This is a genomic window from Arthrobacter sp. Dra40 (assembly GCF_059091905.1).
The window spans coordinates 200,530-226,172 of record NZ_JBNHHB010000001.1 but is presented as its reverse complement, the minus strand read 5'-3'; the positions used below and the strand labels follow the sequence as shown (position 1 = coordinate 226,172).

Here is a 25,643-nt window from a genome sequence, read left to right as displayed (position 1 = left end):
ATCAAATCCGCACTTTATCCCTCAAAGTAGCACAGGGACGCACAACGACGCCGGTGCCCTCGCCTGCGGAAGGCGGGCACCGGCGTCGTGCTTTCCCGGGTGAGGGTCAGCGGCGGTGTTTCGCTGCGCAGGTGACACAGTATTGCGCTTCCGGCCTGATCTCCAGCCGTTCGCGCGGAATCGGGTTGCCACACGACATACACCGGCCATAGGTCCCGGCCTCCAGCCGGGCGCGCGCGGCGGAAATGTTGGCCAGCGCCTTTTCCGTGCTGACCAGCAGCGCTACTTCGCGGGCCCGTTCCAGCGTGGCCGTCGATCCCTCGGGGTCATGTTCGTCGTCAGCCGGGATGTCGCGGGTCGCCGCGGTGACTTCCGCTATGTCCACGGTGAGACGTTCAACTTGTGCCCGGTCGGACGCCTCCCGAGCGTCCAGCAAGGCAGCGAAATGCTCCACCTCGTCCTGGGTTAGCTGGTCGCTCATGCTGGCCTCCCATCGTCGCGCCCTCCGGCAGGATCCGAACCGGAGTGCCCCTAGAATACGCCGTTGCCGCAGGCGCGGCGCGGTCACCCGGCCAAAAGGCCGGCCAGTTGGGCCGGGTCAGCCGTTCAGCTTGCCGGCCATCCGCTCGCGCATGGCCACGCTGGCGGAGTTCAGCCCGATGATCTGCACATTCTTTCCGTGCTGGCGGTACTTCTCGGTGATCGCATCGAGCGCCGCCACGGTGGAGGCATCCCAGAGATGGGAGGCGTGCATGTCGATGACCACCTGGTTCGGGTCCAACGCATAGTCGAACTGGGTGTAGAGGTCGTTCGAGGACGCGAAGAACAATTCGCCGTCGACCACATAGGTGGCCGTTTCTTCGCCGTTCAGTTCCAACACCGTCCGCTCCACGGTCACCAAGTGCGATACCCGGTTGGCGAAGAGCACCGTGGCGGTCAGCACGCCGAGGCCCACGCCGACCGCCAGGTTGTTGGTGGCTACCGTGGCGACGACGGTGACCAGCATGACGGCGGTCTCGCTTTTGGGCATCATCTTTAAGGTCGAGGGCTTGATGCTGTGCCAGTCGAAGGTTGCCCAGCACACGAAGATCATCACGGCCACCAGCGCGGCCATCGGGATCAGCGCCACCACATCGCCCAGGGCCACGACCAGGATCAGCAGGAACACTCCGGCCAGGAACGTGGAGATTCGGGTCCGGCTCCCCGAGGCCCGAACGTTGATCATGGTCTGGCCGATCATCGCGCAGCCGCCCATCCCGCCGAGGAAGCCGGTGATGATGTTTGCCGCTCCCTGTCCCCATGACTCGCGGGTCTTGGACGAACGGGTATCGGTGATGTCGTCCACCAGCTTGGCCGTCATCAGCGATTCGAGCAGCCCCACGAAGGCCATAGCCAAGGCATACGGGAAGATTACCCCGAAGGTGTCCCAGGTCAGCGGCACCTGCGGAAAGAACAGTGCGGGCAGACTGTCCGGCAGTTCGCCCTTGTCCCCCACCGTCGGCACGGTGACGGACGCGAACACCGTGATCAGCGTCAGCACCACGATCGCCACCAGCGGCGCGGGCACCACGCTGGTCAATTTCGGCAGGCCAAAGACAAGCACCAGCGCCAACGCGGTCAACGGGTACACGAGCCACGGAACGCCCAAGAGCTCGGGCACCTGCGCCATGAAAACCAGGATGGCCAGCGCGTTGACGAAGCCCACCATCACCTGCCGCGGAATGAACCGCATCAGCTTGGCCACCCCGAGCAGCGCCAGCAGCACCTGGAACACGCCGGCCAGGATCACGGCAGCCACTAGATAATCCAGGCCGTGGCTGTCCACCAGCGGGGCGATCACCAGCGCCACCGCGCCGGTGGCCGCGGAGATCATCGCCGGCCGGCCGCCCAGGAAAGCAATCGAGACCGCCATGGTGAAGGAGGCAAACAACCCGATGCGCGGGTCCACGCCGGCGATGACGGAGAACGCAATGGCCTCCGGGATCAGGGCCAGCGCAACCACCAGTCCGCCGAGCACTTCGGTCTTCAGCAGCCGCGGCGATTTGAGCGTCCGCAGGACTGACTGCCGCTCCTCGGGAGTCAGTTCCGGCTGCGCGGTCGTGGTGGGCACCAGTGGGCTCCGATCTTCTTGCGGGGGGACCGATCAATTCTACCGGCGGCCCCTGCCCATCAGGTCAGCCATCCCTCTGCCGCTGCCGCATCGCCAGCGGTACCCTCGGTTCAGGAGGTAGCGCCATGACAGCCGAACTGCAGACCGACGTGCTGATCATCGGGGCCGGCCCCACCGGGCTCATGCTCGCCAACTGGCTGGCCAAGCTGGACATCAAGCACATCATCGCCGACGGCAAATCGGGTCCCACCCGCGAATCGCGGGCTTTGGGCGTGCAAGCGCGCAGCATGGAAATCTACGACCAGCTGGACCTAGCGGAAACGATTGTGGCTGAAGGAAACCTGGCGGAGGCCATCATCATGGGATTCGGGCCGAGGCCGCGCGGCCGCGTCCCGCTGGGCCGGATGGGCCGTGGCATCACGCCTTTCCCGGGCATCATGTTCTACGAACAGAGCAAGAACGAAGAGTTGCTGCTGCGGAACCTGAAGGCACTGGGCGGCCAAGTGCTCTGGGAGTGCCGGCTGGCCGAGCTGGAGCTGGAGGACGGCGGCGCGCATTTTGACCACCCCGTCCGGGCCACACTGACGGGACCGGCCGGCGAGGCTTCGGTCCGCGCCCGCTACTGTGTCGGGGCGGACGGGGCCTCGTCGACCGTGCGCGCCAGCCGCGGCATCGCCTTCGAAGGCTCCACCAGTCCGCACACGTTCTTCGTCTGCGATGCCACCGACGTCCGCGGCCTGTCGCCTGATTCGGTCAACGTCCGCGCCGGCATCGACGAATTCCTGCTGGGTTTCCCCATGACGGGTTCCGGCCACGAGCGGCTCATCGGCGTGGTCAGCGATGCCTCAGTCGCCACCCAGGGACAGAACAACGACGGCGGTGCGGACGTTTCGGAGGAGGCCATCCGGAAGCGTCTGGCCCAGAAATTCAACGTCGGTTTCGGCGGCTCGAATTGGTTCTCCACCTACCGCGTGCATCACCGGATCGCCGGGCAGTTCCGCGACGGCCCGGTGTTCCTCGCCGGGGACGCCGCGCACGTTCACTCCCCCGTGGGCGCGCAGGGCATGAACACCGGGCTGCAGGACGCCCACAATCTGGCGTTCAAGTTCGACGACGTCCTGCGCGGCCGGGCCGCGGACTCCTATCTGGACCGTTACCAGGCCGAGCGGCGGCCGGTCGCGGTGCGGCTGCTGCAGACCACGGACCGGGTCTTCGGGTTCGTCACGTCCACCGCGCCCTGGGCCGTCGCCGCCCGGAAGTGGGCGCTGCAGTTCCTCATCCCGGTGGTTACACGGGTGGTGCCGCGGTCGCGGGGCGCTTCCCGCATGTTCGGCTACATTTCGCAGACAAGGATCCACTACTGGATGTCCCCGGAAGCGAAGGAAGCGGCCGGAGGCCGGCGCGGCAAGGTCGTCGGACGGCGGCTGCCGTACGCGGGCAGCAACTTCGAGACGCTGCGCAGCCTGCAGTGGCAGGTGCACTCCTACGGTGAGCCGGGCCCCGCCGTCGTCAATCATGTGCAGTCAGCGCTGGGGCTGACCATTCACGTGCTGCCGCGCTACGGGAACACCACGCTGGATCCGGAGCAACTGTACTTGGTGCGGCCGGACGGATTTGTTGCCGCCCAGGCGGTGCCCAGCTACGCCGTGTCGACGTTCACCCAGGCGCTGCGGCGCGGACGCCGGTCCGCCAAAGTCTGACCCGCATCCCCGCCGCGGGCCGGAGCCGTTCGAAAGGAACAAGATGTCCCTCTATTTATCGAAGTTCAGCTACACCCCGGAGGCCTGGGCCAGGATGGTCAACAACCCCGAGGATCGGCGGAAAGCCGCCAAGTCCTACATCGAATCCGTCGGCGGGAAGCTTCACGGCTTCTGGTACGCCTTCGGCGCGCACGACGGCTACACCGTCTGGGAGGCCCCGTCCAACGTATCCATGGCCGCTGTGGCACTGGCCATCAGCGGAGGCGGCGCCATGAGTTCGTTCGAAACAACGGTGCTGCTGACCGTCGAGGAGACCATCGATGCCTTGCGCATGGCCGGGGAAGTCCGCTACCGGGCTCCCGGCACCGCGGGCACCGGCTAGACCTCCACGCCTTTGGGAACCACCATCATGGGGCACATTCCGTGGTGCAGCACGGCCTGGCTCACCGACCCGAGCAATAGCCCGGGAAAGCCGCCGTGGCCGCGCGTGCCCAGCACCATCAATTCGGCGGTGCGGGTGGCGTGGATCAGCACCTGGGCAGGTTTGCTCAGATAGAAATTCCAGCTGGCATCCAGCTCCGGAAACCGGCCCCGGACCTTGGCCAGCGCAGCATCCAGTTCGGCGGCGACTTCCTCGCGGAACCGTTGCGCCCCTGCCACATTGTCCAGCCAGAGCGAGTCGCGGTAGAACGGCGCGCGGGCGGACAGCATCCGCAGCGGGATGGCGTGCCGTCCGGCTAGTTCGGCGGCTGCCCACAAGGCCGGATTGGAGCTGCCGGCGGCATCAAGACCAACCACCACCTGCCCGGCGTAGCTGAACTTTTCGTTGGGATCCGGCGGGTGCAATCCCTGGTCCGTCCCGCCCTGCGGCGACGGGACCAGCCACGGCACCGGCCCGCCGGGCAGCGCCGCAGCGGCGTCGGCGGAGACTTCAGCCGCCGTCGTTCCGGGCGTCCAGCGCTCCGGCACCACCACCGTGGGACACTCTCCGTGAGCCGCCAGCCCGGAGGAGACACTGCCCAACAGCCGGCCCGCGAAGCCGCCGCGGCCGCGTTTGCCCACCACGGCCAGCCCAGCGGTCGCCGATTCGTCCACCAGCACCTCGCTCGGGTCACCGGAGACCACGTGCCCTTCGGCCCGCAGCCCTAGCGCTCCCGCACGGTCCAGCGCGGCCTGCAGCACATCTTCCCCGCCGCGGCGGGCGGTCTCCAGGTACTGGTGGTCCACCTGCGGATCGTCAACACCGGCGGTCGAGACCACCGTGACCAGCCGCACCGGCCAGCCCCGGGATAGCGCCTCGGACAGCGCCCAGTCAAGTGCCCGGCCACTGGTTTCCGAGCCGTCGAATCCCACCAGGACGACCTCTTCCATGCCCCCACCCTAGGGGAAGCCGACGGCGCTGAGTAGATGTGGCAGCAAGGACGACGGCGGGTGTCCGGCGGGCAGCGAAGGTCGTTCCCCGCGCACCGCTTTCCAGCCGGCCCTTCGCTTCCGCTAGACATGAAAACGAAGCTTGGGCGCAAGCGGTGCTAATCTGGCCGCTATGCAAGCCGGGGCCGGTTGGCCGCAGAGGGTGACTTCGTCCATCCGGCACACCGTCAAGCGCGTGCCGGAAACGGCCGCATCTGCCCTCCGGCGGCTTCGGTGGGCGCCAAAGCACCCGGCGCAAGTGATCGTGCTCGGCTTCGTCGGGGCCATCCTGGCCGGTACCGGCATCCTGATGCTTCCGCTGGCCAAGCAAGGAGCAGGCGGAGCCGGATTCCTAGAGGCCCTGTTCACGGCCACGTCAGCGGTCTGCGTGACCGGGTTGGCCGTGGTCGACACCTCGGTGTTCTGGACCCCGTTCGGCCAAGTGGCCATCATGGTGCTGATCCAGTTGGGCGGCTTCGGTGTCATGTCCTTCGGCGCTCTGCTCGGCGTCCTGCTGGCCGGCAGGCTGGGACTCAGATCCCGCATTTCCGCCGCGGCGGAAACCAAAAGCGCCGGGTTCGGCGATGTCCGAGCCGTGCTGCTCGGCGTCCTGCGCATTTCCCTGCTGACCGAGGCCGCTTTGGCCGTCATCCTGATGTTCCGCTTCATCATCGGCTACGGCTACTCCCCCGGACACGCCCTCTGGGAAGGCGTTTTCCATGCGGTGTCGTCTTTCAACAACGCCGGCTTCGCCTTGTACTCGGACAACCTGATGGGGTTCGCGGGCGACCCGTGGGTCTGCCTGCCGATCGCCGCGGCGGTCATCATCGGCGGCATGGGTTTTCCCGTGCTGGTGGAGGTGTCCCGCCACTACCGCCGCCCCATCCACTGGAGCATGAACACCAAACTGGTTCTCAGCGGCACCGCCGTGCTGCTGGTGCTCGGCACGGTTTTCATCACCGCGGTCGAGTGGGGCAACCGGGCGACCCTAGGCTCCATGCCTCCCGGCGAGCGGATTCTGGCAGGCTTTTTCCAGTCGGTCATCACCCGCACCGCCGGATTCAACAGCGTGGACATCGCCGAACTCCACCCGGTGACTTGGATGGGCATGGACATCCTGATGTTCATCGGCGGCGGCCCGGCCGGGACCGCGGGCGGGCTGAAGATCACCACCTTCGCCGTGCTGTTCTTTATTCTGTACACCGAGGTACGCGGCGGCGCCGCGGTCAATATCTTCGGCAAGCGCCTCTCCCGCTCGGTGCATCGCCAGGCCATCACGGTGGTGTTGCTGGCCATCGCCGTGGTGGTCGCCGCCACCATGGCCCTGATGTTTCTGGCCCCCTTTGGCCAGGAGCGGCTGCTGTTTGAGGTGGTCTCGGCTTTCGGCACCGTGGGGCTCTCCACCGGCATCACCGCCGCCCTTCCGCCGGCCGGCCAGGGCATCCTGATCGCGCTGATGTTCATCGGCCGGCTTGGTCCGGTGACGCTGGCGTCTGCCCTCGCCCTGCGGCAACGCCCCATCCTGTACGAATACCCCAAGGAAAGGCCGCTCATTGGCTAGGACCCACTCCCTCTTCCCGCGCCCCAACGAGCGCAGCCGTGAAGTGCAGGCGATGGCCGTTATTGGGCTCGGCCGCTTCGGCGGAGCCGTGGCCCGTGAACTCGAAAGCCAAGGCACCCAGGTCCTCGGCATCGACAACGACGAGGACAAGGTGCAGGCTTTCAACGGTCTGCTCACGCATGTGGTCCGCGCCGACTCGACCAAGGAAGAAGTCCTGCGTCAGCTCTCCGTACATGAATTCGACCGGGTGGTGGTGGGCATCGGCACGGACATCGAGGCCAGCATCCTGACCGCCTCCAGATTGCTGAAGTTCGTCACGCCCATCATCTGGGCCAAGGCGATCAGCGAGCCACACGCGGAGATCCTCGAGCAACTCGGCGTCCAGCACGTGGTCCGTCCGGAAAACGATATGGGCAGGCGCATCGCGCATCTGGTCCGCGGCGCCATGCTGGACTACGTGGAGTTCGAAGACAACTTCGTGATGATCCGCACCTCGCCACCGTCCATCGCCCAAGACCGGCCGCTCGAGGTGCTGCAGTTGCGCTCGAAGTTCAACATCACCGTGGTGGCGGTCAAGCGCCGCGGCGGCGTGTGGGAGCACACCACCGGGCAGACCGTGCTGTACGACGACGACCAGATCATCGTGCAGGGCAGCAAGGACAAGGCGGAGGCTTTCAGCGCCCTCGTCTAGCCGGCAAGCACCATGGCAAGCAACCCGACCACGGCGGACAGGACGCCAACCGCAGTAAGGATCTTGCCCAGCAGCAGCACAATCCTGCCCGGCGGCTCCGGTTCGGACACCTGCCACCGGTCGGGCCGGCGAGCGTCGTAATAGACCAGCACGTCCGATCCGGCCGCCACGTCGGCGCTTGTTCCGGCAGGGAAAACACCTTCCAGGAACCCGTGGCGGGTATCGAACCAGCGCACGCCCCGGCGGCGTCCGTCGTCGAACGCCACGCCGTCGGCGCTGTGCCACCGGATCCCGGCCAGCCGCAGCACCGCGGCCACCAACAGCAGCAGCACGCCCGGAACCAGCGCAGCCCACGTCAGCACTTCGGTGACCAATCCGACGGACGTGGCAAGATCTGGCATGGACAGATCGTATGCCACGCTGCGGATTCTCCGGGGAAAATTTTGCTGAACATTGCACGGCCTTCAGCCCCTCACGACGACGGCGGAGCTGTCGCCGAGACCTATGGCAAACCGAGGATGCCGGCGAACACATCCAGATGGTGCTCAAACAGCAACCCGGGATCGGTGTAGGTTTCCCGCCCGTATTGGCCGAACACCTCGAAGTTCACGGCACCGAAGAGCGATGTCCAGACCAGCGTGCCGCGGGCCACCAGCGCGTCGGGAGCCGCCAGGCCAAACTCGCGCCGGATGGCGGCCAGATCACGGTGGAGCGGCCGGGGCAAAGCCGTTTCATGCTCCGCGGAGTCTTGCGGCCGCGGCTCCTGCGGCACCGACTGTTGTCCGGTGCCCTCCCGATCCGCCGTGAGCGCACCCGCGCGGTAAGCATCGTCGATAAGCCGCACCAGCGCGACGACCACCCGGATGCCGGGACCGGTGGTGCGCTCGGCCGGGGCCTGGTAACCGGGTACCGGGGACCCGAACAACAGGGCGTAGCGGGCCGGTTCGCGCAGGCCCCACTCCCGCACCGCCCTGCACAAGGCTCGGAACCTGGCGCCGGCGTCGCGGTCCCCCGCAGCCGCGACCGCCTGCTCCACGGCCTCGCCCAGTTCGTTGTATGCCTCCACCACCAGCAGGGTCAGCAACTCGTCCCGGCTGCCGACGTAGCGATAGACCGCCGAGGACACCACGCCAAGTTCGCGGGCCACGGCGCGCAGCGACAACGCCGCGGCGCCGACCTGGCTCAACTGTTCCCTGCCGATCCGGACAATGTCGTTGATGGTTTGCTCGCGGGCGCGTTCGCGCGGGGTGCCTGCCATGCTCCGATCCTGCCGCACGGGCGAGAGCAGCGTCAACTTTCGAGAGCACTGCTCTTGACAGCAGGGCACGCCGCGGTCCACAGTAGTTTCCGAGAGCAGTGCTCTCGCAATGTTGAGACAACCGACTACGGACAGGAAATCACCATGAGCAACCTCTACATCGTCACCGGAGCCGGTCCGGTAGGCACCACCATCGCCGAGCAACTGGCCCGGCAGGGCCACCGCGTGCGGATCCTGACCCGTTCCGGCAGCGGGCCGGACCACCCGCTGGTGGAGCGCCGGTCCGTTGATGTGTCCCGGCCGGAGAAGTTGGACGAACTCTTCGCCGGCGCTGCCGCGGTCTTCCACTGCATCCACGGCAGCGCCTACAGCGCCGCGGCGTGGCAGGCCGAACTGCCGGCGGCCGAGCAGACTGTGCTGGCCGCGGCCGGACGGGCCGGAGCGGTTGTGGTCTTCCCGGAAAGCCTCTACTCCTACGACCGGCCGGATCAGGTGATGACCGAAGACAGCCCGCGCCGGGCCGACCGCGGCAAACGGGGCGTGCGCACCGCGCTGCTGGCCGGCCGGGCTTCGTCGGCCACGCCGACCGTGAGCGTGGTGGCCTCGGACTTCTTCGGCCCGCATGTGTTCAAGGCGCACGCCGGCGAGCGCATGGTGCCGCTGGTGCTGTCCGGGAAGAAGATCCGGGTGCTGGGCAATCCGGACCTGCCGCACTCCTTCACCTACGTTCCGGACCTGGCCGCGGCGATGATTGCCGCCGCCAGCAATCGGAAGGTATGGAATACGGTGCTGCATGCCCCGACCCTTCCGGCCGTCACGCAGCGCGGCATCGTCGAGGCCTATGCCCGGGCCGCCGGGACTCCGGCTCCCAAGGTCGGCTCCATTCCGGGTTGGCTGCTGCGCGGCCTGGGCCCCGTTTCCGCCGGGATGCGCGAACTGGCGGAGATGACGTACCAGTTCGAGCGACCGTTCGTGATGTCCTCGGCGCAGAGCGAAGAACGGCTGGGGCTCCGGCCGACTCCGCTGGCGGTGGCAGCAGCGGAAACCGTGAGCTGGTGGCGGGACCGCCTGGCGTCCCGGCAGGATGCCGTATCTGCCGCCTGAGCCGGCCCTCCGCCGTCGTGCTTTCAGCGGGTGGAGATGGTCCGCAGGTCCAGTTGCCGCAGCACGCGGTCAACGACTTCCGTGGGAGCTTGTGGCCAGCCCGTGCCGGTGAGAAAGTGATTCCATGCCCACCGATTTCGCCCCCGTGAGCCGTGAGCTCAGCGCAACCTTGCTGCTGCCCGGCGAGGCCCGGTCCACCCGGCCGGCATCGGCCACGTCCCGTGCCGCGGGCATGCCAAACTCGATGTACCGTCACAGTATGGGTCCCCACTGACACACAGTGCGGCGCCGCCGTCCCAGCGGCACCGCCTGTAGGCCCGCCACCCACGTCCCACCATCGGTGGCACCAGCCCCACAGCCGGCTGGCGCCGCCAGCTTCCGGAGGTTTAATGACCAGCATGCCTGCACCACAGGACGCGTTCTACGCCGAGCCCGAACCCGACCTCGCACCCGAGGCGGCCGTCGAGATCACCTCTACCGCCGCCGTCGTGCGCCTCACCGAGCGCCCCGATGTGGTCAGGGTCAAGGGCGTTTACGCACTGGTCAACACCTCCCTCACGCCGCACCAGGCGATGGTGGAGGACTTGTTGTTTGTCCGCAGGGTCCTTGACCAAGCGCAGGTTCCCTACCTGCTGGTGCGCGGCAACGACGCCCGTCCGGTGGTGGCGGTGAACTGGGAACAGCGCGATAAGCTGCGCGCAGCCTTAGTGGCGGCCTGCGCGGACGAACCGTTCTATTCGCTGACCATGGACGCGAAGAAGAAGACCGCCCGGCTGGTGGCCGACGGTGAGCTCGCCGACGGCGACCAGACACGTGCCATTCGGCTATACCGGCCGCGGATCGAGCCCAACGGCGGGCTGCGGTACGGCCAGGGCACCGGTGTGCAGGTGGAGCTGTGGCGCTGGGACAACGGGCTGATCCACCTGCCGATCGAAAACTCGCTGACCCGGCGCACGCTGCCGGTCGCGGAGGCCGTCCGCGGCGAAGTGGAACGCTACGGGCACCGCTGGCCGACGATCGAGAACATGTTCGCCGACCATGCCACGGACATCGACTTCGAGATCGACATCGTCTTTTCCTGGGTGGACGGGAACAACCGCGAGTACCAGCAGTACCGGAACAGCTTCATGGAGAACGCGGTGCTGGGCGAAGGCGACGACGCCGATGCGCGCTTCCGCCAGATCGACGAGCTGCGGTACGCGCTGCGCTCCGTTTACATGTTCGCGCCGTGGATCCGGCGCATCTTCATCTGCACCGACTCGCCGCTGCCGGACTGGCTGGACGCGGAGCACCCGGACATTCAGGTGGTGCGCAGCGAGGAGCACTTCCGTGACCCGTCCGTGCTGCCGGTCTTCAACTCGCAGGCGATCGAGGCGCAGCTGCAGCACATCGAGGGCCTGGGCGAGCACTTCCTCTACTCCAACGACGACATGTTCTTTGGCCGTCCGGTGGGCCCGGACATGTTCTTCTCCCCCGGCGGGATCACCAAGTTCGTGGAGGCCGACACCCGGATTGGGCTCGGCGACAACCACTTGGACCGCTCTGGTTTCGAGAACGCGGCCCGGGTGAACCGCAAACTGCTGCATGATCGCTTTGGCCGGATCACCACCCGGCATCTGGAGCACTGTGCGGCGCCGCTGCGCAAATCCGTGCTGCTGGAGATGGAGGAAGAATTCGCGGGCGAGTTCAAGTCCACCGCGGCCAGCCGGTTCCGCGCCAAGGACAACATCTCGGTGACCAACTCGCTGTACCACTACTACGCCCTGCTGACCGGCCGGGCGGTGACGAACCCGGGCGCCGAGGTCATGTACGTGGACACCACCATGTACTCCGGCCTGAAGAAACTGGAGAAGCTGCTGCAGAAGCGCAACCGGGACTTCTTCTGCCTCAACGACGGCAGCTTCCCGGAGGTCCCGGCCGAGGAACGCCAGCGCGTGGTCACCGACTTCTTGGCCCGCTATTTCCCCTTCCGCGCGCCGTGGGAGAAAGCGCCGGCCGCCTAGACGGCGGCTCCGCCTCCGACGTCGGGGTGGGCCTCGTCCGGCGCCGCGGTTTCGCCGGTCAGTGGTGGGCGTGGATCCGGCCCGGCCGCACGGCGTCGGGAATGACGACGCCGGCTTCCTCCAACCGCTGCCGGGTCTGGGCCGCGGTGACCTGCCGGCCGACCGGCAGCCCTCCGCGGGCCGGAACCACGGAATGGACCACCGTGTCCTCGTAGACGTGGACCATGTTGTAGGCCTGCGCGGCATCGCGGCCGCGGGTGCTGCCGGCGTCGGCGGCCAGGTCCTGGGTGTAACAGGTTGCCGAGGCGACGGACACCGGGATGCCGGCGAACATGGCGGTGGTGGAATAGTGCAGGTGGCCGGCGATGATCCCGTTCACGTCGGTGCCGCGCAGCACCTCGGCCAGTTCGGCCTGGCCGCGCAGCTCCACCAGCACCGAAAGGTCCTGCACGCTGGGCACCGGCGGGTGGTGCATGGCCAGGATGGTTCCGTGCGGTGCGGGTTCGGCCAGTTCGTCGGCCAGCCACTGCAGCTGCTCGTCCTCCAGTCGGCCGTAATGTGCACCCGGAACGGTCGAATCCAGCGTTATCACGCGCAGGCCGTTGACGTCGTACACCCGGTCCAGCGGTGCGGCGCCGGCGGGCTCGTCCAGCAGCATGGTCTTCAGCCCGGAGCGGTCGTCGTGGTTGCCCATCGCCCAGATCACTTGAGCGCCGAGGTTCACTGCCGCCGGTTCGACGATTCTCCGCAGTCTGGCGTAGGCCTCCGGCTCGCCTTTATCCGCCAGATCGCCGGTAAAGACCAACGCTTCGGGCCGGGAACCGGAGTCTTGCAGATCCTCGAAGATCTGCCCCAGTCTTGCCTCGCTGTCCACCGCCCCGTAGAGCCGGCCGTCGCCGCCCACCAAATGGGTGTCGCTGATGTGAAGTAAGAAGTGGTTGGGCCGTGGATGCTCGGCCTGACGGAGGTCCATCATCTACCTTCTGCTGCTCGCCGGACGTGTGCTGTCCGGTCCACTACAAACCATACAAACAGAAAAACGCTGAACTGTGGGTGAATTTGACGCGGCAATTACGTATATTCGGGCTAATTTACTTCCACGATGCCAAAATGGGCCGCGAACAACGGAGCAAGTTGACTGATCTGGAACGGTGTCATGGCCGCCCCACGCAGGCCTTCCAACCCGGCCAGTTCCTGCAATTCCAAGCCCCGCAGATCAACATGCTTCAGCTTCGCCGCGGTCAGGTCCAGCCGCCGCACCCGGGTGTCGGCAAAAGCCAACCGGTGGGCCGCCGCACCGCCGAGATCCAGTTCGTCCAGGATGCAGCCGGTAAACAGCACGTCCTGCAGTTCGGCACCGCGCAGGTTCACATAGCCCAGTTTGCAATTGCGGAACTCTACCGAGTCCCACTCCGACTCGTACACCTCGGCTGAACCGAACCGTGACCCGTTAATCACCACCCGTCGGAACTGCGAGCGAGGCGCGCTGAACACCGGTGCGTTCAAGCGCTCGATCGCTACGTCCACGAAGCCGGCGGACCGCAGGTCGGCACCGTCGACCGAGACATCTTCAAACGTGCACTCCGTGAACGAGACACCGGCCAACCGCCGGCCGTCCAGCTCAGCGCCGACAAAGCTCATGCCTGCCACGCGACCCTCCGGCGCCAAGGCCGACGCATCGCCGTCGGTCAGGTGCCCCAGGTCCGGGCCATCGATACGCGGTGTGAAATCGGCGGTCCTAGCCATCTTCGGAGCATATCGGAGAAGACCCTGGCCGGGGGTTGGCGGGAGGTCGGCAGCGGAGGCCGCCGGGACACCGTCGCGCGTGACCAACCGCCAATTCGAGCGCCGTTCTCTGCGCTGGGTGGAGAACAGGTGCGCTTGCCGCCAAACACGTGTTCGATGGGCACCATGCAGATTCTCATCCTGGGCGGCACCGCCTGGTTAGGACACGAAATCGCCGCCGAAGCACTGCGCCGCGGCCACCAGGTCAGCTGCCTGGCCCGCGGGAGCTCCGGATCGGTTCCGGCCGGAGCACGGCTGGTCCGGGCCGACCGCGATGCCCCCGACGGCCTCGACGCCGTCGCGGAACAGCACTGGGACGCCGTGCTGGATGTCTCCCGCCAACCTGGCCAGGTCCGCCGCGCCGTGGCCGCACTGGCCGGCACGGCGGAGCATTTCACCTTCGTATCCTCCTGCAGCGTCTACGCCGACCATGGGATCCCTGGCGCCGACGAGACCGCCGGGTTGCTGCCGTCCCTGGCGTCGGACGTGATGACCTCCCCAGACGTGTACGGCCAGGCGAAGGTCGCCTGCGAGAACGCGGTCCGGGACGCGTTCGGCCCCGACCGCAGCCTGATCGTCCGGCCGGGCCTGATTGCCGGCCCGGGCGACATCACCGACCGGACCGGCTATTGGCCGCTGCGTTTCGCCCGGCCCGTGGCCGACGACGGCTCCGTCCTCGTGCCCGACGCGCCGGGCCTGGACGCCCAGGTCATCGACGCCCGCGACCTCGCCGCCTGGCTGGTCGCCGCAGTGGAACAGCAGCTGACCGGGGAGTTCAACGCCGTGGGCGACGTTCTCGCCTTGGCCGAACATTTGGAGATCGCCCGAGGCGTTGCGGGCCATGACGGTCCGGTCTTCGTGTTGGACCAGGAAGAGCTGGCGGCAGCCGACGTGAACCCCTGGGCTGGCCCCCGGTCCCTGCCGCTCTGGTTGCCGCTGCCCGACTTCGCCGGCTTCATGTCCCGCAGCAACGTAGCTGCCAAAGCGGCCGGCTTGGCCTTGCGCCCGCTGGCGGAGACGCTGGCCGACACGCTGGAATGGGAACTGGCGGCCGGTCCCGACCGGCCGCGCAACGCCGGACTGACAGCGGACGAAGAGCGCCGGCTGCTGACCATCGCGCACCCTCGCAGCTGAGGCGACAACCCTTGAGACGGCCCGGCCGCGGTTGTAGCGTGGCAGGACAGCAGGCCGACAGGCCCGCCGCTTCCCAAGGAGGCTGCCGTGACGATTCCCCCACCGCCGGATCCGAAGCCCGATCCGAACGAGCCCCGACCCAACCCGCCGTTCCCGCCGGAACCGAATCCGGATCCCATGGCGCCGCCGGAGCCAAATCCGGATCCCTTTTCGCCGCCGGACCCCGGGCCCGGCCCCTTCCCCGACCCGGGGCCGATGGTTCCGCCGCGCGGGCCTTAGGGTTTTGGCCAGCTGCGCCGAAGAACCACGGCTCCACGCTGCTGCCCGCGGCAACATCCGGCAATACAGCGGACGCAAACGACGGACCGCCATAGAATGAGCGGGTGACCGCTACCTTTCGGCCCGCATGAGTTCGCGCCTGCACAGCCTCGTCATCGAGACCCTCGGCAAGCGTATTGTTTCCGGGGAACTGACGGCCGGTGCCACCACGCATGCCGAGCACTTCGAGTCCGAGCTCGGGGTCTCGCGCTCCGTGATGCGCGAGGCCGTACGCGTGCTGCAATCACTGGGCTTGGTGGAGTCGGTCAAGCGGATCGGAATCCGCGTGCTGCCGCCCGAGCGGTGGAACAAGTTCGACCCGTCCGTCATCCGCTGGCGGCTGGCCGCTGAAGGCAAGGGCGTCCAATTGCGCTCGCTCACCGAGCTGCGCTCCGCCGTCGAACCCGCTGCCGCCGAACTGGCAGCACAGCACTCCCCGGAGGAGATGTCCGCAGAGCTCATGGCCATCGCCGCAAAGATGCGCGCGGTGGGCCGGGCCGGCGATCTGCAGCACTTCCTGGAGCTGGACGTCCAGTACCACGCGCTGGTCTTGGCGGCCTCCGGCAACGAGATGTTCGCGCAGATGCACTCGATGATCGCCGAAGTCCTGCGAGGCCGCACCGATTACGGGCTGATGCCCACGCATCCGCACGAAGAAGCGCTGCAGCTGCACGTGGACGTCGCGAACGCTATCCAGTCCGGCCGGCCCGAAGCTGCCCGCCAGGCGATGGACCAGATCATGCGCCGGACCATCGAGGAAGTCCGCAGCGTCTGGGAAGACGAGCCCCGGCTGTTCGAAGAGGCCGACGCCTAGACCGAGCCAGGCCCGCCCCTAGGGCGAGCCAGGTCTGCCCCTGCCCAGCCCGGCCGGGATCCGGGTCAGGGGATCCCGGCCGTCCCGCGGCTACTCCGCGTCGTTGAAGCGCAGCAGCACCTTGCCGCTCTGCGACGAGTCGCGCGCCATCCCGAACGCCTCCAGCGCGTCGGCCGCGGCGTATTCATGAGTCATCACCGGATCCGCATAGAGCGATCCGTCGGCCAGTGCTGCGATGACCTCGTCGATCTCGTCGTTGAAGCGGAAGGAACCCACCAGCTCCAGCTCGCGGGTGATGGCCAGCGAAATCAGCGCCGGCTGCTCTCCCGACGGCAGCAGCCCCACCATCACCACGCGGCCGCCGCGGGCAGCGCCGCGCACCGCCGAGGCCAGGCCGTAATGGTTGCCGGACGATTCCAGGCAGACGTCCGCCTCGACCGCGGCGATCGCCTCGGCGTCGGTGGCCAGCAGCGTCCGGCTCGCGCCGACTTCGCGCGCGATCTCCAGCGGCTTCTCGTGCATGTCGACGGCGACGATCTCGGCCGCGCCGGCCCGCTTCAGCACGGCGATGATCAGCGCACCGATCGGGCCGGAGCCGATCACCAGCACCCGCTTGCCGGCCACGTCCCCGGCCCGCGAAACCGCATGCCAGGCCACGCTGGCCGGCTCCACCAAGGCGGCCCGGCGCAGCGGCAGGTTTTCCGGCAGCTCGCGCAGCATCCGGGTGGGCAAATTGATGTAGCGCGCGAACGCTCCCTCGGTGTGCGGGAAACGCGCGGCGCTGCCCAGGTAGGTGCAGCCCGGGGACAGGTTGGGTCGGTCCGACGGGTACTTGGACCCGTCCCCCGGGCCGGGCGTGGCCGGGTGCACGGCCACCGCGGTGCCCACTGCCGGGCCGCTGCCGTCGGCCGCGGCTGCCACCACGGTGCCCACCGCTTCGTGGCCCAGAAGCATCGGCGCTTTCAGGATGGATTCGCCGGCCGCGCCGTGCTGCCAGTAGTGCAGGTCGGAGCCGCAGATCCCGCCGTACGCAATTTCCACCACTGCCTCGTCCGGCTGGGCGGGCGCCACCGCCACCGGTTCAACCCGGAGGTCTCCGGCCGCGTGGGCCACAACGCCGAGGGACTGGGTGGGAAGGGTTGTCATGGGAACTGCCTTTCACTCTGAAAAAGTACGACGGCGGTGCGCCGCCTTGGGTGCCCGGGTCCCGCCCGCCTCGGCGCCGCGTCCCAGGCGTGAACCGGTCCGGGTCAGACCACGGTGGTCATGCCGCCGTCGATAAAGACCACCTGGCCGTTGACAAAGTTGGACGCGTCGGACGCCAGCCAGATGGCAGGTCCCACGATGTCCTCCACCGTGCCCCAGCGGTGTGCCGGGGTCCGGCCCAAGATCCAGCTGTTGAACGCCTCGTCGTCAACCAGATTCTGGGTCATCTCGGTGTGGATGTAACCCGGGGCGATCGCGTTGATCTGCAGCCCCTGGGCCGCCCACTCCGCGGTCATCGCCCGGGTCAAGTTGCGGATGCCGCCCTTGGAGGCGGTGTATGGAGCAATCGTCGGACGGGCCAGGTCGGTCTGCACGGAAGCGATGTTGATGATCTTGCCCGCGCCGCGTTCGATCATGTGCCGAGCGGCCTCGCGGCCCACCAGGAAGGCGCTGGTCAGGTTGGTGCGCAGCACGCGTTCCCAGTCGTCCACCTCCAGGTCCAGCATCGGCACCCGGTGCTGGACGCCGGCATTGTTGACCAACACCCACAGAGGTCCCACTTCGCGCTCGACCCAAGCCACGCCGTCGGCCGCTGCCTGCGCATTGGTGACGTCAAAGGCGCGGGCGAAGATCTTCTCCGCGCCGAACTCCGCCGCCAGTTCCGCCCTCGTGCCTTCCAGCCGTTCCTCGTCCAGCCCGTTGAGCACCACGACGGCGCCGGCGGCGGCCAGCCCTCGGGCAATGGCCTTGCCGATGCCACGGCTGGAGCCGGTCACCAGGGCTACCCGGGAGGAAATATCGAACAGGTTCACAGTCATCTAACTCTCCAAATGCGGACGGGACGGCCGCAGCCGCCCCGTCCACGATGTTCAGGTTTGTACTAGAACGACGAGGCGATCAGGAAGATGGCCAGCGCCAGCACGAAGCCGACGACGCCCACCAGCGCCTGTCCCACGGTCCAGGTCTTCAGCGTGGTCTTAGTGTCCATCTGGAAGAACCGGCTGACCAGCCAGAAGCCCGAGTCGTTCACGTGGCCGGCGAAGACCGAACCCGCGGCCAGCGCCAGCACGATGGCTGCCAGTTCCACCGGATTGAATTCCGGGTTGCCCATTACTACCGGCTGGACCAGCGCGGCGGCAGTGGTCAGGGCCACCGTGGCGGAGCCTTGTGCCACGCGGACGACGGCTGCGATGACGAAGCCGGCCACGATGATCGGCAGACCGATCGCGTCCAGCGAGTCGGCAATCGCGTTGCCGATGCCACTGGAACGCAGCACCCCGCCGAACATGCCACCGGCGCCGGTGATCAGGATGATGGAACAGACCGGGCCTAGCGCGCTGTCAACGACAGTCTCGATCAGGCTGCGTTCCTTGCCCTGCCGGCTGCCCAGCAGCCACATGGCCAGGAGCACCGTGATCAGCAGCGCGACCGGGGTCTCGCCCAGCATGCGGAGCACCTGAACCCAGGTGTCATCCAGCGAAACCACTTCCGCGGTGGCCAGCATGTTCAGGCCGGTGTTCATGAAGATCAGCAGCAGCGGCAGCAGCAGCAGGAAGAAGATGGTGCCGAGCTTCGGTGCGGAGCGGAATTCGGATTCCACCGAACCCTTCGGTGCATCCAGAATGTCCGGCACGGCGATGTTAAACCGGCGGCCCAGGAAGTGGCCGAAGAGGTAGCCGACCACGTACCAGGTGGGGATGGCGATCACGAGGCCCAGGATCAAGACCAGTCCGACGTCGGCGCCCAGCAGGCCGGTGGCGGCCACGGGGCCCGGGTGCGGCGGCACAAAGATGTGCATGACCGAGAAGGCGGTTGCTGCGGGGAACGCATAGGTCAGCAGCGATCCACCGAGGCGGCGTGCCACGGTGAAGATGATCGGCAGCATGACCACCAGGCCGGCGTCGAAGAAGATCGGGAAGCCGAACAGCAGCGATGCCACGGACAGCGCCAGCGGCGCCCGCTTCTCGCCGAACTTGTTGATCAACGCCTTGGTCATGACATCCGCGCCGCCGGAAACCTCCAGCATGCGGCCGAGCATGGCGCCCAGGCCGACTAGCAGGGCCACGCTGGCCAGTGTTCCGCCGAAACCGCCCAGGAGGGTCGGCATGATCTCTCCGGCGGGAATGCCGGTGGCGATGGCGGTGAGGAGGCTGACGATAATCAGCGACAGGAAAGCGTGCACCCGGAACCGCATGATCAGCACCAGCAGCAGCGCGATGGCTGCCACGGCGACGAGCAAGAGGCCGGGCGTGCTCAACGTCCAGTTGAGCTCGAGTTCGGTCATCATTGTCCTTTGTTATTTCGGATGGTTATCCGATTAGTTATGTGTTGAGCTTTAGGCGCCGGTGGAACCGGCTGTTTCCTGCAGATAGTTCTCCACCCGCACGGCGATCTCGTCCGGCGATTCGGTGACGGGAACATCCATCCCCGCCTCGTCCTCGCCGAGCGGTTCCAGGGTCTGGAACTGTGAATCCAGCAAGGTCGGCGGCATGTATTCGTGGTCGCGTCCGCTGATCCGAGCGGCGATCAGTTCGCGGCTGCCGGTGAGGTGGATGAACCTGGTCCCGGGTGCGAAGGAGCGGATGAGGTCGCGGTAGCTGCGCTTCAACGAAGAGCACGCAACCACGGCAGTGGTTCCTTCGGCCAGCTTGTCAGCCATGACCTGCCCGATCGCGGACAGCCACGGGTGCCGGTCAGCGTCAGTCAGGGGGTGCCCGGAGGCCATCTTTTCCTTGTTGGCGGCGCTGTGCAGATCATCGCCGTCGATGAATTCCAGACCAAGATGCTTGGCGACGGCGGCGCCCACCGTGGATTTGCCGCATCCCTGGACACCCATGACCACCAGCGGGGGATATTGCAGAGACATGGGACATAACTCCTCAGACGCATCATTACATCTGATTTGGTGACTAATCTCTCGCCAATAAATCAGATTTATCCGAAACAAAGTATCACTGGCCGACAGGCCCCGGCAAAACACGAACCCTTTGCGAGAACGGAATATCTGCCGGACCGTAACGAATCGGCCCCCGCTTGCTCCGGCCCGTACCGCAGACTGCGTTGCGGGGCTAGATTGGTCTATACACGGTGTCCGGCGCGGCACCATCTGCGGCGCCGCGGGGCCCTAGGAGGCCGGAATGTCCTTATCGGATGAAGAACAGCAGCGCCTGGACAAGCTGGGGCATCAGCTAGAGAACGACGATCCCCGCCTCGCCCGCTCCCTGTCTGCCCGCGGCGTCATGGTCTTCGGGCACGTCATTAGCGCCGGAACCCTGTGGGCCGTTGCCGGCGCCCTCCTGTTGTTTATCGGAGTCGCGGGAAATTCACTGCTGCTGGCCATGCTGGGACTCATCGCCCTCGCGGCGGGCGCCATCCGCGGCGTCGTCGGCTTCGCGTCCCGGCACCGCCACCTCTGAACGCCTCGGCCGGACATCCTAATCCGCGACGGGTTGGATTAGTCTGCCCGTGCGACCTCATGAGCCTCGGGCGCTCGTGCCCAGCACGCTACGGTGTCCGATGAGCTTGCACACCGTGTCTGGCCGAGCACTGCGACGGGCTCCGGCCGATCACTGCCGCCGGCTCTGGCCAATCAACCATGACCGCGCTCCAGTCGTTGGCGACCAACCGCTGCTCAAACCGGAGAAGCCGCGTCTTTTCGCGCCGTTTCCCGCGCCCGCAATCCCCCAGCCCAGCACGGAGACTCACCGTGCCCGGCGGGAGAACCTGAGTCCGCTAATGCGAACCACGTCACGTTCGTTACCTCGCCGTGTCACAGGGACGGTGGCATAACACACCTCATCATGTACTTTTGCTCAAGCGCATTCGTCGTGGACCGTGCACCCGCACGAGAAGAATGCAACGGTTGAGTTCGATTCAAAGGTGAAAGAGGTCTCCCTGTGACACAGGTTCAAAAGGAAGCGGTCGCAGTCGCAGCTGAGCAGCAGCCCGGCCGCAAGTCGGCAGGACATGTCATCGTCGACTCACTGATTGCGCACGGCGTCGAACGAACCTACGTCGTTCCCGGTGAGAGCTACCTGGAAGTGTTGGACGGCCTCCACAATTCCACCATTGACACGATTGTTTGCCGCCACGAAGGCGGCGCGGCCTACATGGCCGAGGCTGACGGAAAAATGAACCAGCGGCCGGGCATCGCCATGGTCACCCGCGGGCCCGGTGCCGCGAACGCGCACGTAGGCCTGCACACCGCCTGGCAGGACTCCACCCCCATGGTGCTGTTCGTGGGCCTGATCCCCTTCGAGCACCGCGACCGCGAAGCCTTCCAGGAATTCGACATCAAGGCTTGGTTCGACACCGGCGCCAAGCGCGTCATGGTCCTGGACCACCCCGAACGCGCCTCCGAAATCGTCGCCGAAGCGATGTTCGCGGCCACCAGCGGCCGCCCGGGCCCCGTCGTCGTCGGCCTTCCGGAAGATGTCATTCGCGAAGAAACCGATGCCACGCTGCACCCGGTCATTCCCGTTGCCCAGGGCGGTATGACGGTCACCGACTGGAAGGCTCTGCAGGCTGCCCTGAAGGAAGCCGAAAAGCCGCTGTTCGTCGTCGGCGGCAATGACTGGACCCAGGAAGGCGCCAGCGCCCTGACCACCTGGCTCGAAGAGCACAACATCGCAGCCGCCGTTGAGTGGCGCTGCGAGGGCACCATTCCCTTCGACTCCCCCTCCTACGTCGGTCCGATCGGTTACGGCCGGCCGAAGCCCACCTACGACCTGCTCGAAGAAACAGACCTGCTAATCTTCGTCGGCACAGTGCCGGGCGACGTCATCACCGACGGCTTTCTGGTCCGCCAAGACTGGTCCAAGAAGAACTTCCTGGTCACCATCGACCCGTCGCTGCGCGGACGTTCCGGCCCCGTCTCCCACCAGATCGTGGCCAAGCCCGACGTGTTTGTCCGCGACCTAGTCATGATGGACCTGCCGCTGAAGGAAGAGTGGAAAGACTTCACCCAGCGCATGCGCGGCGAGCAGGAGAAGTTTGCTGCCCTGCCGCCGGCCGAGCCGACCGACGGGCCGGCCCGGATGGACACCATGATGGCCAATCTGGTCAGCGGCCTGCCGCGCGACGCCATGATCACACTGGGCGCCGGCGAGCACACCAACTGGGCGCACCGCTACTTCCCCACCCATGACTACGCCTCCATGCTCTCCGCACGGAACGGGTCGATGGGCTACTCCGTTCCCTCCGCCATCGCTGCATCGCTGGCCTACCCCGGCCGCCGCGTGGTGACCATCGCCGGCGACGGCGAGTTCCTCATGAACGGCCAGGAACTGGCGACCGCCGCCCAGTACGGCGCCACTCCCTTGGTCATCGTCATGGACAACCAGGAATACGGCACCATCCGCACCCACCAGGAACGTTGGTACCCCGAGCGCATCTCCGGTACCCAGCTGAAGAACCCGGACTTCGCCCTGATGGCACAGGCCTTCGGCGGCTTCGGTGTGAAGGTGGAGCGCGATACCGACGTGCCCGCAGCCCTCGAAGCTGCCCTGAAAGCCATTGATGAGGACAAGACCTTCGCCCTGATCCACCTGGTGGTTGAGCAGCGGGTCAAGGCCTACTGATTCTGAGCGGATATCCGCAAGCCGGTGGCTGGGACGTCTTGTCCCGGCCACCGGCATTTTCTCGTTCCCGGTGAATTTCGCTCAGGTTATCCTCTGGCTTACAAAGTGTGCGGCCGGCGCATCAATCGTGCCCGGCGTCGACTTTGCGCCCTTCGCCGTTCCCTCTTGCCCTTGACGCCAGCGACGTGCCCGGCTTCGGTCTCCCGCGCTTCCCAGGCTTCCCGCGCCTGGCCCTCGGGCTGATCCGAGGGCGCCCGGCCATACCATTCCTGCTCGGCCACGGGTGTGCCGGGCAGTGGCGGTCTGTTGGTCGTGTAGACGTGGCCGGTCGGGGTGGTGGTCGCGACGCTGAGCGTGGGACCGCCGACGGTTCTGGCGGACCAGACTTCGGCTTCATGGGCGTAGTTGCAGTCTTCACAAAGACCGCGCCCATTGGTCAGCGTGGTCTCCCCGCCTTCCGACCACGCGACGATGTGGTCAATATGCCGAATCGGCGCGTCGCACCACGGGCCGGTGCAGGATGCGTCACGGGCCACGATCATCCGGCGCATCCCGTCCGGGAACTTCCGCGCCTTCGAATCCATCCCCAGCAACTGCCCCGTCCCCGGAGCCGTGAAGAGGCGCCGAACCCAGACGTCCTCCACTCCGCCGACCCTGAGAGTCTTCATTCTCACCTGACGGGCTTCTTCGCGCGCGGTCTTCCAGCCCTGCTCAGTTCCCGCTGGCGGTGCCTTCTGGTCGGCGCCGGGCGGCCCGGCTTTCGCCGGCGGGTTGTACGGGAGCCGGATGAGGTCGCGGGCATACTGGGCCGGGACGATCCCGTACCCGGTCAGCCAGGCGGGTTCGCTGTCGCCCTGCAGCAGCGTCCGGTCTGTCATCACCAGCTGTATTTCGGTGCGGGCCGGATCTGCAGTTGAGGCGCCGGTGAGGCGTTCAAACACCGTGTCCGCCATCGCCTGGCCTCGGGACCTAGGGTCCCCGGCGTTGCGCAACCGGTCAGCTTCTCGGTTCAATGCGGCCATCACTGCAACCCCTCGGACTACGGGCAACAAGGTGCGAACCGAGACCATGGTGTCGGGTTCGGGCCGCGAGGAAACGTGTCGATCGGCTTCGGCCTTCGCGGCGCGGTTCACCACCGAGTGCGGGTCCAAGCGGTAGGCCATCCGCTTCGCCTCCGCCGTCAGGGCTTTGTCACCCAGCCCGTTCAGGCGTGCCGGGTTCCCGGCCAAGCCTGCGTCCACTTGTGCACGGTCCTGGCGCCTCAGGCACATGGTTTCGCTGACCAGTATCGAGGCACGCCGCTCATTCAAATGTCCCGTTTCCAAGGCTTTGAGGGTGTGCGGCATCTCATTGACCAGGGCCTTGGCTACGCCCAACAGGAGCCCGCCGCGGTGCGGAGATTGCCGCCTGGCCAACCCGATCTGCTTCGCGATGCCGCGGCCGCACCGGTCCTTCGGCACCCCGGCTGCTGCCCGCCGCGCACGGATAGAGGCATCCAGCGCAGCCGAGTCCTTCGCCTGCGCGGCGGCTGCGGCGTCCTTGAGGTTCTCCAAGGCCGTGATCCGGTCAATCCGTTCCGCATCCGAAACGTAAAGGTCGAGACTGGCCAAGGAACGGGCAAAGGCGTTGATCCCTTCCGCATTAACGGCGGGCGGCCCCTCGGGTACTGCGGGTGCTGCGGGATCAAACATCTCGGCGTCACAATCGTCAGCATGCCCCCAGGGCACGACATCAAACACGAGCGGTCGTGGAACAGAGTCCACAGACGCCACCGGGAAACACGAAAACCGGTGGCCAACGTATGGTGCTGAACTGCTACTGAAAACAGGCTATCCGCCGGCACTGACAGTCTCGGAGTCAGCGGAACTGCTACTCAATAAGCCTATGGATTGCTTCGGCTAGTTTCCGAAGCGAGTTCACGGATGTGGCCAAACGACGCTTCGACACAGGTTGTGGAGGACTGGACAGCGTTTGGCGGGGGCTCAGGACTGGACAGCGTTTGGCGGGGCTCAGGACTGGACAGCGTTGGCTTGGTTGGCTTGGGCTGAGCCATTCGTCAACGAGGGCTGGCGCGTGGGCCGTGCACTACGGCTGGAGCATGATCCTGCGCCGCCAGCCTCTACAACAGAGCCGCAACAGATCCGGGCTCAGCGTTCAAGGTGGGCACCGCCGTCGTCATCAGGCCGAGGCCGGGGTAGAAACCCGTCAAAAAATAATCACCGAAGCGTAACCTTTCACCTCACTGGCTCGATTAGACAGGTGTACGGGCGCGCTGCGGGCTTTCGCCAGCCGTGCGCCAAGCACCAATCGAGGAGATCCATGACGAGTCGTTTCCGTACCCTGAGCCTGCCCGCCAAGGGAGCCGCCTTGGCCGCCATCATCGCCGTTGGCGGAGCCGGCGCTGCCGTTGCCGCACCCGCGCTGACCGCCGGGGACACCACGAGCGCCATCACCACTCCCGCCGTTCCGGCCTCGCCCGCTGTTCCGGCTGCTGACGGCGAGCAGGCCGTGCCGGCCATCCCGGCCACCCCCGCAGTGCCGGCCGCCAAGTCTGCTGCCGCCAAGTCTGCTGCCGCCGTTGAGGCCGACGCAGGCGTGAGCGCAGAGGGCACCGAGGCTGATGCAACGGCCGGCGCCGGTGCAGCGGCGGAGGCCGGAACCGAAGAAGCTGGCGCAGCCGCTGAGCTCCGCTCCGGTGCCGTGGTGACCCCCGCCGTCCCGGCAACCCCGGCCATTCCTGGCGTGAACGGCGAGCCCGCTGTTCCGGCCGTCCCGGCTGTACCGGCCATTCCGGAACTGCCGGAATCCGCCAACGCCGGCGCCCAGGCCAGGATCGACGCCCGCACCGAGGCGGCAGAAGCCCGCGCCGAACTCCGCGGTGAAGCTACCGTCAAGATCGACGCCGGACAGTAATTTCTCACGGTGTCGGGTGCGGTGGCTACACTGAAGCCGCCGCACCCGATGCCCGCA

General features: G+C 66.9%; 23 protein-coding genes. 11 read left to right on the top strand and 12 right to left on the bottom strand.

What is annotated here, in order from left to right; translation table 11 throughout:
* Positions 1 to 106: 106 nt before the first annotated feature.
* Both AC5RWT_RS01170 and AC5RWT_RS01165 read right to left on the bottom strand, forming a co-directional pair.
* Positions 107 to 481 (bottom strand): TraR/DksA family transcriptional regulator, encoded by a 375-nt coding sequence (locus AC5RWT_RS01170; protein ID WP_494044499.1) that lies wholly within the window; start codon positions 479 to 481, stop codon positions 107 to 109.
* 117 nt (positions 482 to 598) lie between these two features.
* Positions 599 to 2,110: a SulP family inorganic anion transporter gene (locus AC5RWT_RS01165; RefSeq protein WP_494078785.1), complete on the bottom strand. Its 1,512-nt coding sequence runs from the start codon at positions 2,108 to 2,110 to the stop codon at positions 599 to 601.
* 125 nt (positions 2,111 to 2,235) lie between these two features.
* Here AC5RWT_RS01165 and AC5RWT_RS01160 point away from each other — a divergent pair, with 125 nt between their 5' ends.
* Entirely contained in the window at positions 2,236 to 3,810 is a 1,575-nt protein-coding gene (locus AC5RWT_RS01160; protein ID WP_494078784.1) for an FAD-dependent monooxygenase, read from the top strand.
* A gap of 43 nt (positions 3,811 to 3,853) precedes the next feature.
* Positions 3,854 to 4,192: a GYD domain-containing protein gene (locus AC5RWT_RS01155; RefSeq protein WP_494078783.1), complete on the top strand. Its 339-nt coding sequence runs from the start codon at positions 3,854 to 3,856 to the stop codon at positions 4,190 to 4,192.
* Here AC5RWT_RS01155 and AC5RWT_RS01150 read toward each other — a convergent pair.
* The gene (locus tag AC5RWT_RS01150; RefSeq protein WP_494078782.1) at positions 4,189 to 5,181 is read right to left on the bottom strand and encodes a universal stress protein; all 993 of its coding nucleotides are present in this window, start codon (positions 5,179 to 5,181) and stop codon (positions 4,189 to 4,191) included. The genes AC5RWT_RS01155 and AC5RWT_RS01150 overlap by 4 nt on opposite strands.
* A gap of 172 nt (positions 5,182 to 5,353) precedes the next feature.
* Between AC5RWT_RS01150 and AC5RWT_RS01145 the strand changes: the two genes are divergently transcribed.
* Positions 5,354 to 6,781, top strand: a complete 1,428-nt coding sequence (locus AC5RWT_RS01145; RefSeq protein ID WP_494078781.1) for a TrkH family potassium uptake protein — start codon at positions 5,354 to 5,356, stop codon at positions 6,779 to 6,781.
* A 52-nt stretch (positions 6,782 to 6,833) separates the two neighbouring features.
* Entirely contained in the window at positions 6,834 to 7,472 is a 639-nt protein-coding gene (locus AC5RWT_RS01140) for a potassium channel family protein (protein ID WP_494044886.1), read from the top strand.
* On the opposite strand, the gene AC5RWT_RS01135 is transcribed toward AC5RWT_RS01140, so the two are convergent.
* Both AC5RWT_RS01135 and AC5RWT_RS01130 read right to left on the bottom strand, forming a co-directional pair.
* Complete coding sequence (locus AC5RWT_RS01135) at positions 7,469 to 7,873, bottom strand: hypothetical protein (protein WP_494078780.1); 405 nt, start codon at positions 7,871 to 7,873, stop codon at positions 7,469 to 7,471. The genes AC5RWT_RS01140 and AC5RWT_RS01135 overlap by 4 nt on opposite strands.
* A 101-nt stretch (positions 7,874 to 7,974) precedes the next feature.
* Positions 7,975 to 8,730, bottom strand: a complete 756-nt coding sequence (locus tag AC5RWT_RS01130) for a TetR/AcrR family transcriptional regulator (RefSeq protein WP_494078779.1) — start codon at positions 8,728 to 8,730, stop codon at positions 7,975 to 7,977.
* Between the two features lie 144 nt (positions 8,731 to 8,874).
* Here AC5RWT_RS01130 and AC5RWT_RS01125 point away from each other — a divergent pair, with 144 nt between their 5' ends.
* Together AC5RWT_RS01125 and AC5RWT_RS01120 are read left to right on the top strand one after the other, a co-directional pair.
* On the top strand, positions 8,875 to 9,834 hold the full coding sequence (locus AC5RWT_RS01125; RefSeq protein WP_494078778.1) for an NAD-dependent epimerase/dehydratase family protein: 960 nt from the start codon (positions 8,875 to 8,877) through the stop codon (positions 9,832 to 9,834).
* Positions 9,835 to 10,232: 398 nt separating this feature from the next.
* Complete coding sequence (locus tag AC5RWT_RS01120) at positions 10,233 to 11,837, top strand: stealth conserved region 3 domain-containing protein (RefSeq protein ID WP_494078777.1); 1,605 nt, start codon at positions 10,233 to 10,235, stop codon at positions 11,835 to 11,837.
* Positions 11,838 to 11,895: 58 nt separating this feature from the next.
* Here AC5RWT_RS01120 and AC5RWT_RS01115 read toward each other — a convergent pair whose 3' ends face one another.
* Positions 11,896 to 12,810 carry a phosphodiesterase gene (locus tag AC5RWT_RS01115; RefSeq protein WP_494044885.1) on the bottom strand — a complete coding sequence of 305 codons (915 nt, stop codon included), beginning with the start codon at positions 12,808 to 12,810 and terminating at the stop codon, positions 11,896 to 11,898.
* A gap of 113 nt (positions 12,811 to 12,923) precedes the next feature.
* Positions 12,924 to 13,583 (bottom strand): pentapeptide repeat-containing protein, encoded by a 660-nt coding sequence (locus AC5RWT_RS01110; protein WP_494078776.1) that lies wholly within the window; start codon positions 13,581 to 13,583, stop codon positions 12,924 to 12,926.
* A 165-nt stretch (positions 13,584 to 13,748) separates the two neighbouring features.
* Here AC5RWT_RS01110 and AC5RWT_RS01105 point away from each other — a divergent pair, with 165 nt between their 5' ends.
* Entirely contained in the window at positions 13,749 to 14,756 is a 1,008-nt protein-coding gene (locus tag AC5RWT_RS01105; RefSeq protein WP_494078775.1) for an NAD-dependent epimerase/dehydratase family protein, read from the top strand.
* A gap of 406 nt (positions 14,757 to 15,162) precedes the next feature.
* Positions 15,163 to 15,888 (top strand): FadR/GntR family transcriptional regulator, encoded by a 726-nt coding sequence (locus tag AC5RWT_RS01100; protein ID WP_494078774.1) that lies wholly within the window; start codon positions 15,163 to 15,165, stop codon positions 15,886 to 15,888.
* A gap of 90 nt (positions 15,889 to 15,978) precedes the next feature.
* Here AC5RWT_RS01100 and AC5RWT_RS01095 read toward each other — a convergent pair whose 3' ends face one another.
* The 4 genes from AC5RWT_RS01095 to AC5RWT_RS01080 form a co-directional block, all read right to left on the bottom strand.
* Positions 15,979 to 17,034 carry an L-idonate 5-dehydrogenase gene (locus tag AC5RWT_RS01095; RefSeq protein WP_494078773.1) on the bottom strand — a complete coding sequence of 352 codons (1,056 nt, stop codon included), beginning with the start codon at positions 17,032 to 17,034 and terminating at the stop codon, positions 15,979 to 15,981.
* A 104-nt stretch (positions 17,035 to 17,138) separates the two neighbouring features.
* On the bottom strand, positions 17,139 to 17,912 hold the full coding sequence (locus AC5RWT_RS01090; RefSeq protein ID WP_494078772.1) for an SDR family oxidoreductase: 774 nt from the start codon (positions 17,910 to 17,912) through the stop codon (positions 17,139 to 17,141).
* 62 nt (positions 17,913 to 17,974) lie between these two features.
* Complete coding sequence (locus AC5RWT_RS01085) at positions 17,975 to 19,381, bottom strand: GntP family permease (RefSeq protein ID WP_494044484.1); 1,407 nt, start codon at positions 19,379 to 19,381, stop codon at positions 17,975 to 17,977.
* Positions 19,382 to 19,429: 48 nt separating this feature from the next.
* Complete coding sequence (locus AC5RWT_RS01080; RefSeq protein ID WP_494044483.1) at positions 19,430 to 19,960, bottom strand: gluconokinase; 531 nt, start codon at positions 19,958 to 19,960, stop codon at positions 19,430 to 19,432.
* 271 nt (positions 19,961 to 20,231) lie between these two features.
* On the opposite strand from AC5RWT_RS01080, the gene AC5RWT_RS01075 reads away from it, so the two are divergent.
* Together AC5RWT_RS01075 and AC5RWT_RS01070 are read left to right on the top strand one after the other, a co-directional pair.
* Positions 20,232 to 20,510 (top strand): DUF3040 domain-containing protein, encoded by a 279-nt coding sequence (locus tag AC5RWT_RS01075; protein ID WP_494044482.1) that lies wholly within the window; start codon positions 20,232 to 20,234, stop codon positions 20,508 to 20,510.
* Between the two features lie 480 nt (positions 20,511 to 20,990).
* Positions 20,991 to 22,673: a thiamine pyrophosphate-dependent enzyme gene (locus AC5RWT_RS01070; protein WP_494078771.1), complete on the top strand. Its 1,683-nt coding sequence runs from the start codon at positions 20,991 to 20,993 to the stop codon at positions 22,671 to 22,673.
* Positions 22,674 to 22,771: 98 nt separating this feature from the next.
* On the opposite strand, the gene AC5RWT_RS01065 is transcribed toward AC5RWT_RS01070, so the two are convergent.
* Positions 22,772 to 24,364: an HNH endonuclease gene (locus AC5RWT_RS01065; RefSeq protein WP_494078770.1), complete on the bottom strand. Its 1,593-nt coding sequence runs from the start codon at positions 24,362 to 24,364 to the stop codon at positions 22,772 to 22,774.
* Between the two features lie 628 nt (positions 24,365 to 24,992).
* Here AC5RWT_RS01065 and AC5RWT_RS01060 point away from each other — a divergent pair.
* Positions 24,993 to 25,586 (top strand): hypothetical protein, encoded by a 594-nt coding sequence (locus tag AC5RWT_RS01060; protein WP_494078769.1) that lies wholly within the window; start codon positions 24,993 to 24,995, stop codon positions 25,584 to 25,586.
* The last annotated feature ends 57 nt before the right edge of the window (positions 25,587 to 25,643 follow it).

What these genes read in the sequence shown, in the direction of transcription:
- AC5RWT_RS01100 (WP_494078774.1), top strand. Translation starts at nt 15,163, where the DNA reads ATGAGTTCGCGCCTGCACAGCCTCGTCATCGAGACCCTCGGCAAGCGT.
- AC5RWT_RS01145 (WP_494078781.1), top strand. Translation starts at nt 5,354, where the DNA reads ATGCAAGCCGGGGCCGGTTGGCCGCAGAGGGTGACTTCGTCCATCCGG.
- AC5RWT_RS01080 (WP_494044483.1), bottom strand. Translation starts at nt 19,960, where the DNA reads ATGTCTCTGCAATATCCCCCGCTGGTGGTCATGGGTGTCCAGGGATGC.
- AC5RWT_RS01110 (WP_494078776.1), bottom strand. Translation starts at nt 13,583, where the DNA reads ATGGCTAGGACCGCCGATTTCACACCGCGTATCGATGGCCCGGACCTG.
- AC5RWT_RS01090 (WP_494078772.1), bottom strand. Translation starts at nt 17,912, where the DNA reads ATGACTGTGAACCTGTTCGATATTTCCTCCCGGGTAGCCCTGGTGACC.
- AC5RWT_RS01160 (WP_494078784.1), top strand. Translation starts at nt 2,236, where the DNA reads ATGACAGCCGAACTGCAGACCGACGTGCTGATCATCGGGGCCGGCCCC.
- AC5RWT_RS01130 (WP_494078779.1), bottom strand. Translation starts at nt 8,730, where the DNA reads ATGGCAGGCACCCCGCGCGAACGCGCCCGCGAGCAAACCATCAACGAC.
- AC5RWT_RS01075 (WP_494044482.1), top strand. Translation starts at nt 20,232, where the DNA reads ATGTCCTTATCGGATGAAGAACAGCAGCGCCTGGACAAGCTGGGGCAT.
- AC5RWT_RS01060 (WP_494078769.1), top strand. Translation starts at nt 24,993, where the DNA reads ATGACGAGTCGTTTCCGTACCCTGAGCCTGCCCGCCAAGGGAGCCGCC.
- AC5RWT_RS01155 (WP_494078783.1), top strand. Translation starts at nt 3,854, where the DNA reads ATGTCCCTCTATTTATCGAAGTTCAGCTACACCCCGGAGGCCTGGGCC.
- AC5RWT_RS01135 (WP_494078780.1), bottom strand. Translation starts at nt 7,873, where the DNA reads ATGCCAGATCTTGCCACGTCCGTCGGATTGGTCACCGAAGTGCTGACG.
- AC5RWT_RS01065 (WP_494078770.1), bottom strand. Translation starts at nt 24,364, where the DNA reads ATGTTTGATCCCGCAGCACCCGCAGTACCCGAGGGGCCGCCCGCCGTT.
- AC5RWT_RS01140 (WP_494044886.1), top strand. Translation starts at nt 6,834, where the DNA reads ATGGCCGTTATTGGGCTCGGCCGCTTCGGCGGAGCCGTGGCCCGTGAA.
- AC5RWT_RS01085 (WP_494044484.1), bottom strand. Translation starts at nt 19,381, where the DNA reads ATGATGACCGAACTCGAGCTCAACTGGACGTTGAGCACGCCCGGCCTC.
- AC5RWT_RS01125 (WP_494078778.1), top strand. Translation starts at nt 8,875, where the DNA reads ATGAGCAACCTCTACATCGTCACCGGAGCCGGTCCGGTAGGCACCACC.
- AC5RWT_RS01105 (WP_494078775.1), top strand. Translation starts at nt 13,749, where the DNA reads ATGCAGATTCTCATCCTGGGCGGCACCGCCTGGTTAGGACACGAAATC.
- AC5RWT_RS01170 (WP_494044499.1), bottom strand. Translation starts at nt 481, where the DNA reads ATGAGCGACCAGCTAACCCAGGACGAGGTGGAGCATTTCGCTGCCTTG.
- AC5RWT_RS01095 (WP_494078773.1), bottom strand. Translation starts at nt 17,034, where the DNA reads ATGACAACCCTTCCCACCCAGTCCCTCGGCGTTGTGGCCCACGCGGCC.
- AC5RWT_RS01115 (WP_494044885.1), bottom strand. Translation starts at nt 12,810, where the DNA reads ATGGACCTCCGTCAGGCCGAGCATCCACGGCCCAACCACTTCTTACTT.
- AC5RWT_RS01150 (WP_494078782.1), bottom strand. Translation starts at nt 5,181, where the DNA reads ATGGAAGAGGTCGTCCTGGTGGGATTCGACGGCTCGGAAACCAGTGGC.
- AC5RWT_RS01120 (WP_494078777.1), top strand. Translation starts at nt 10,233, where the DNA reads ATGCCTGCACCACAGGACGCGTTCTACGCCGAGCCCGAACCCGACCTC.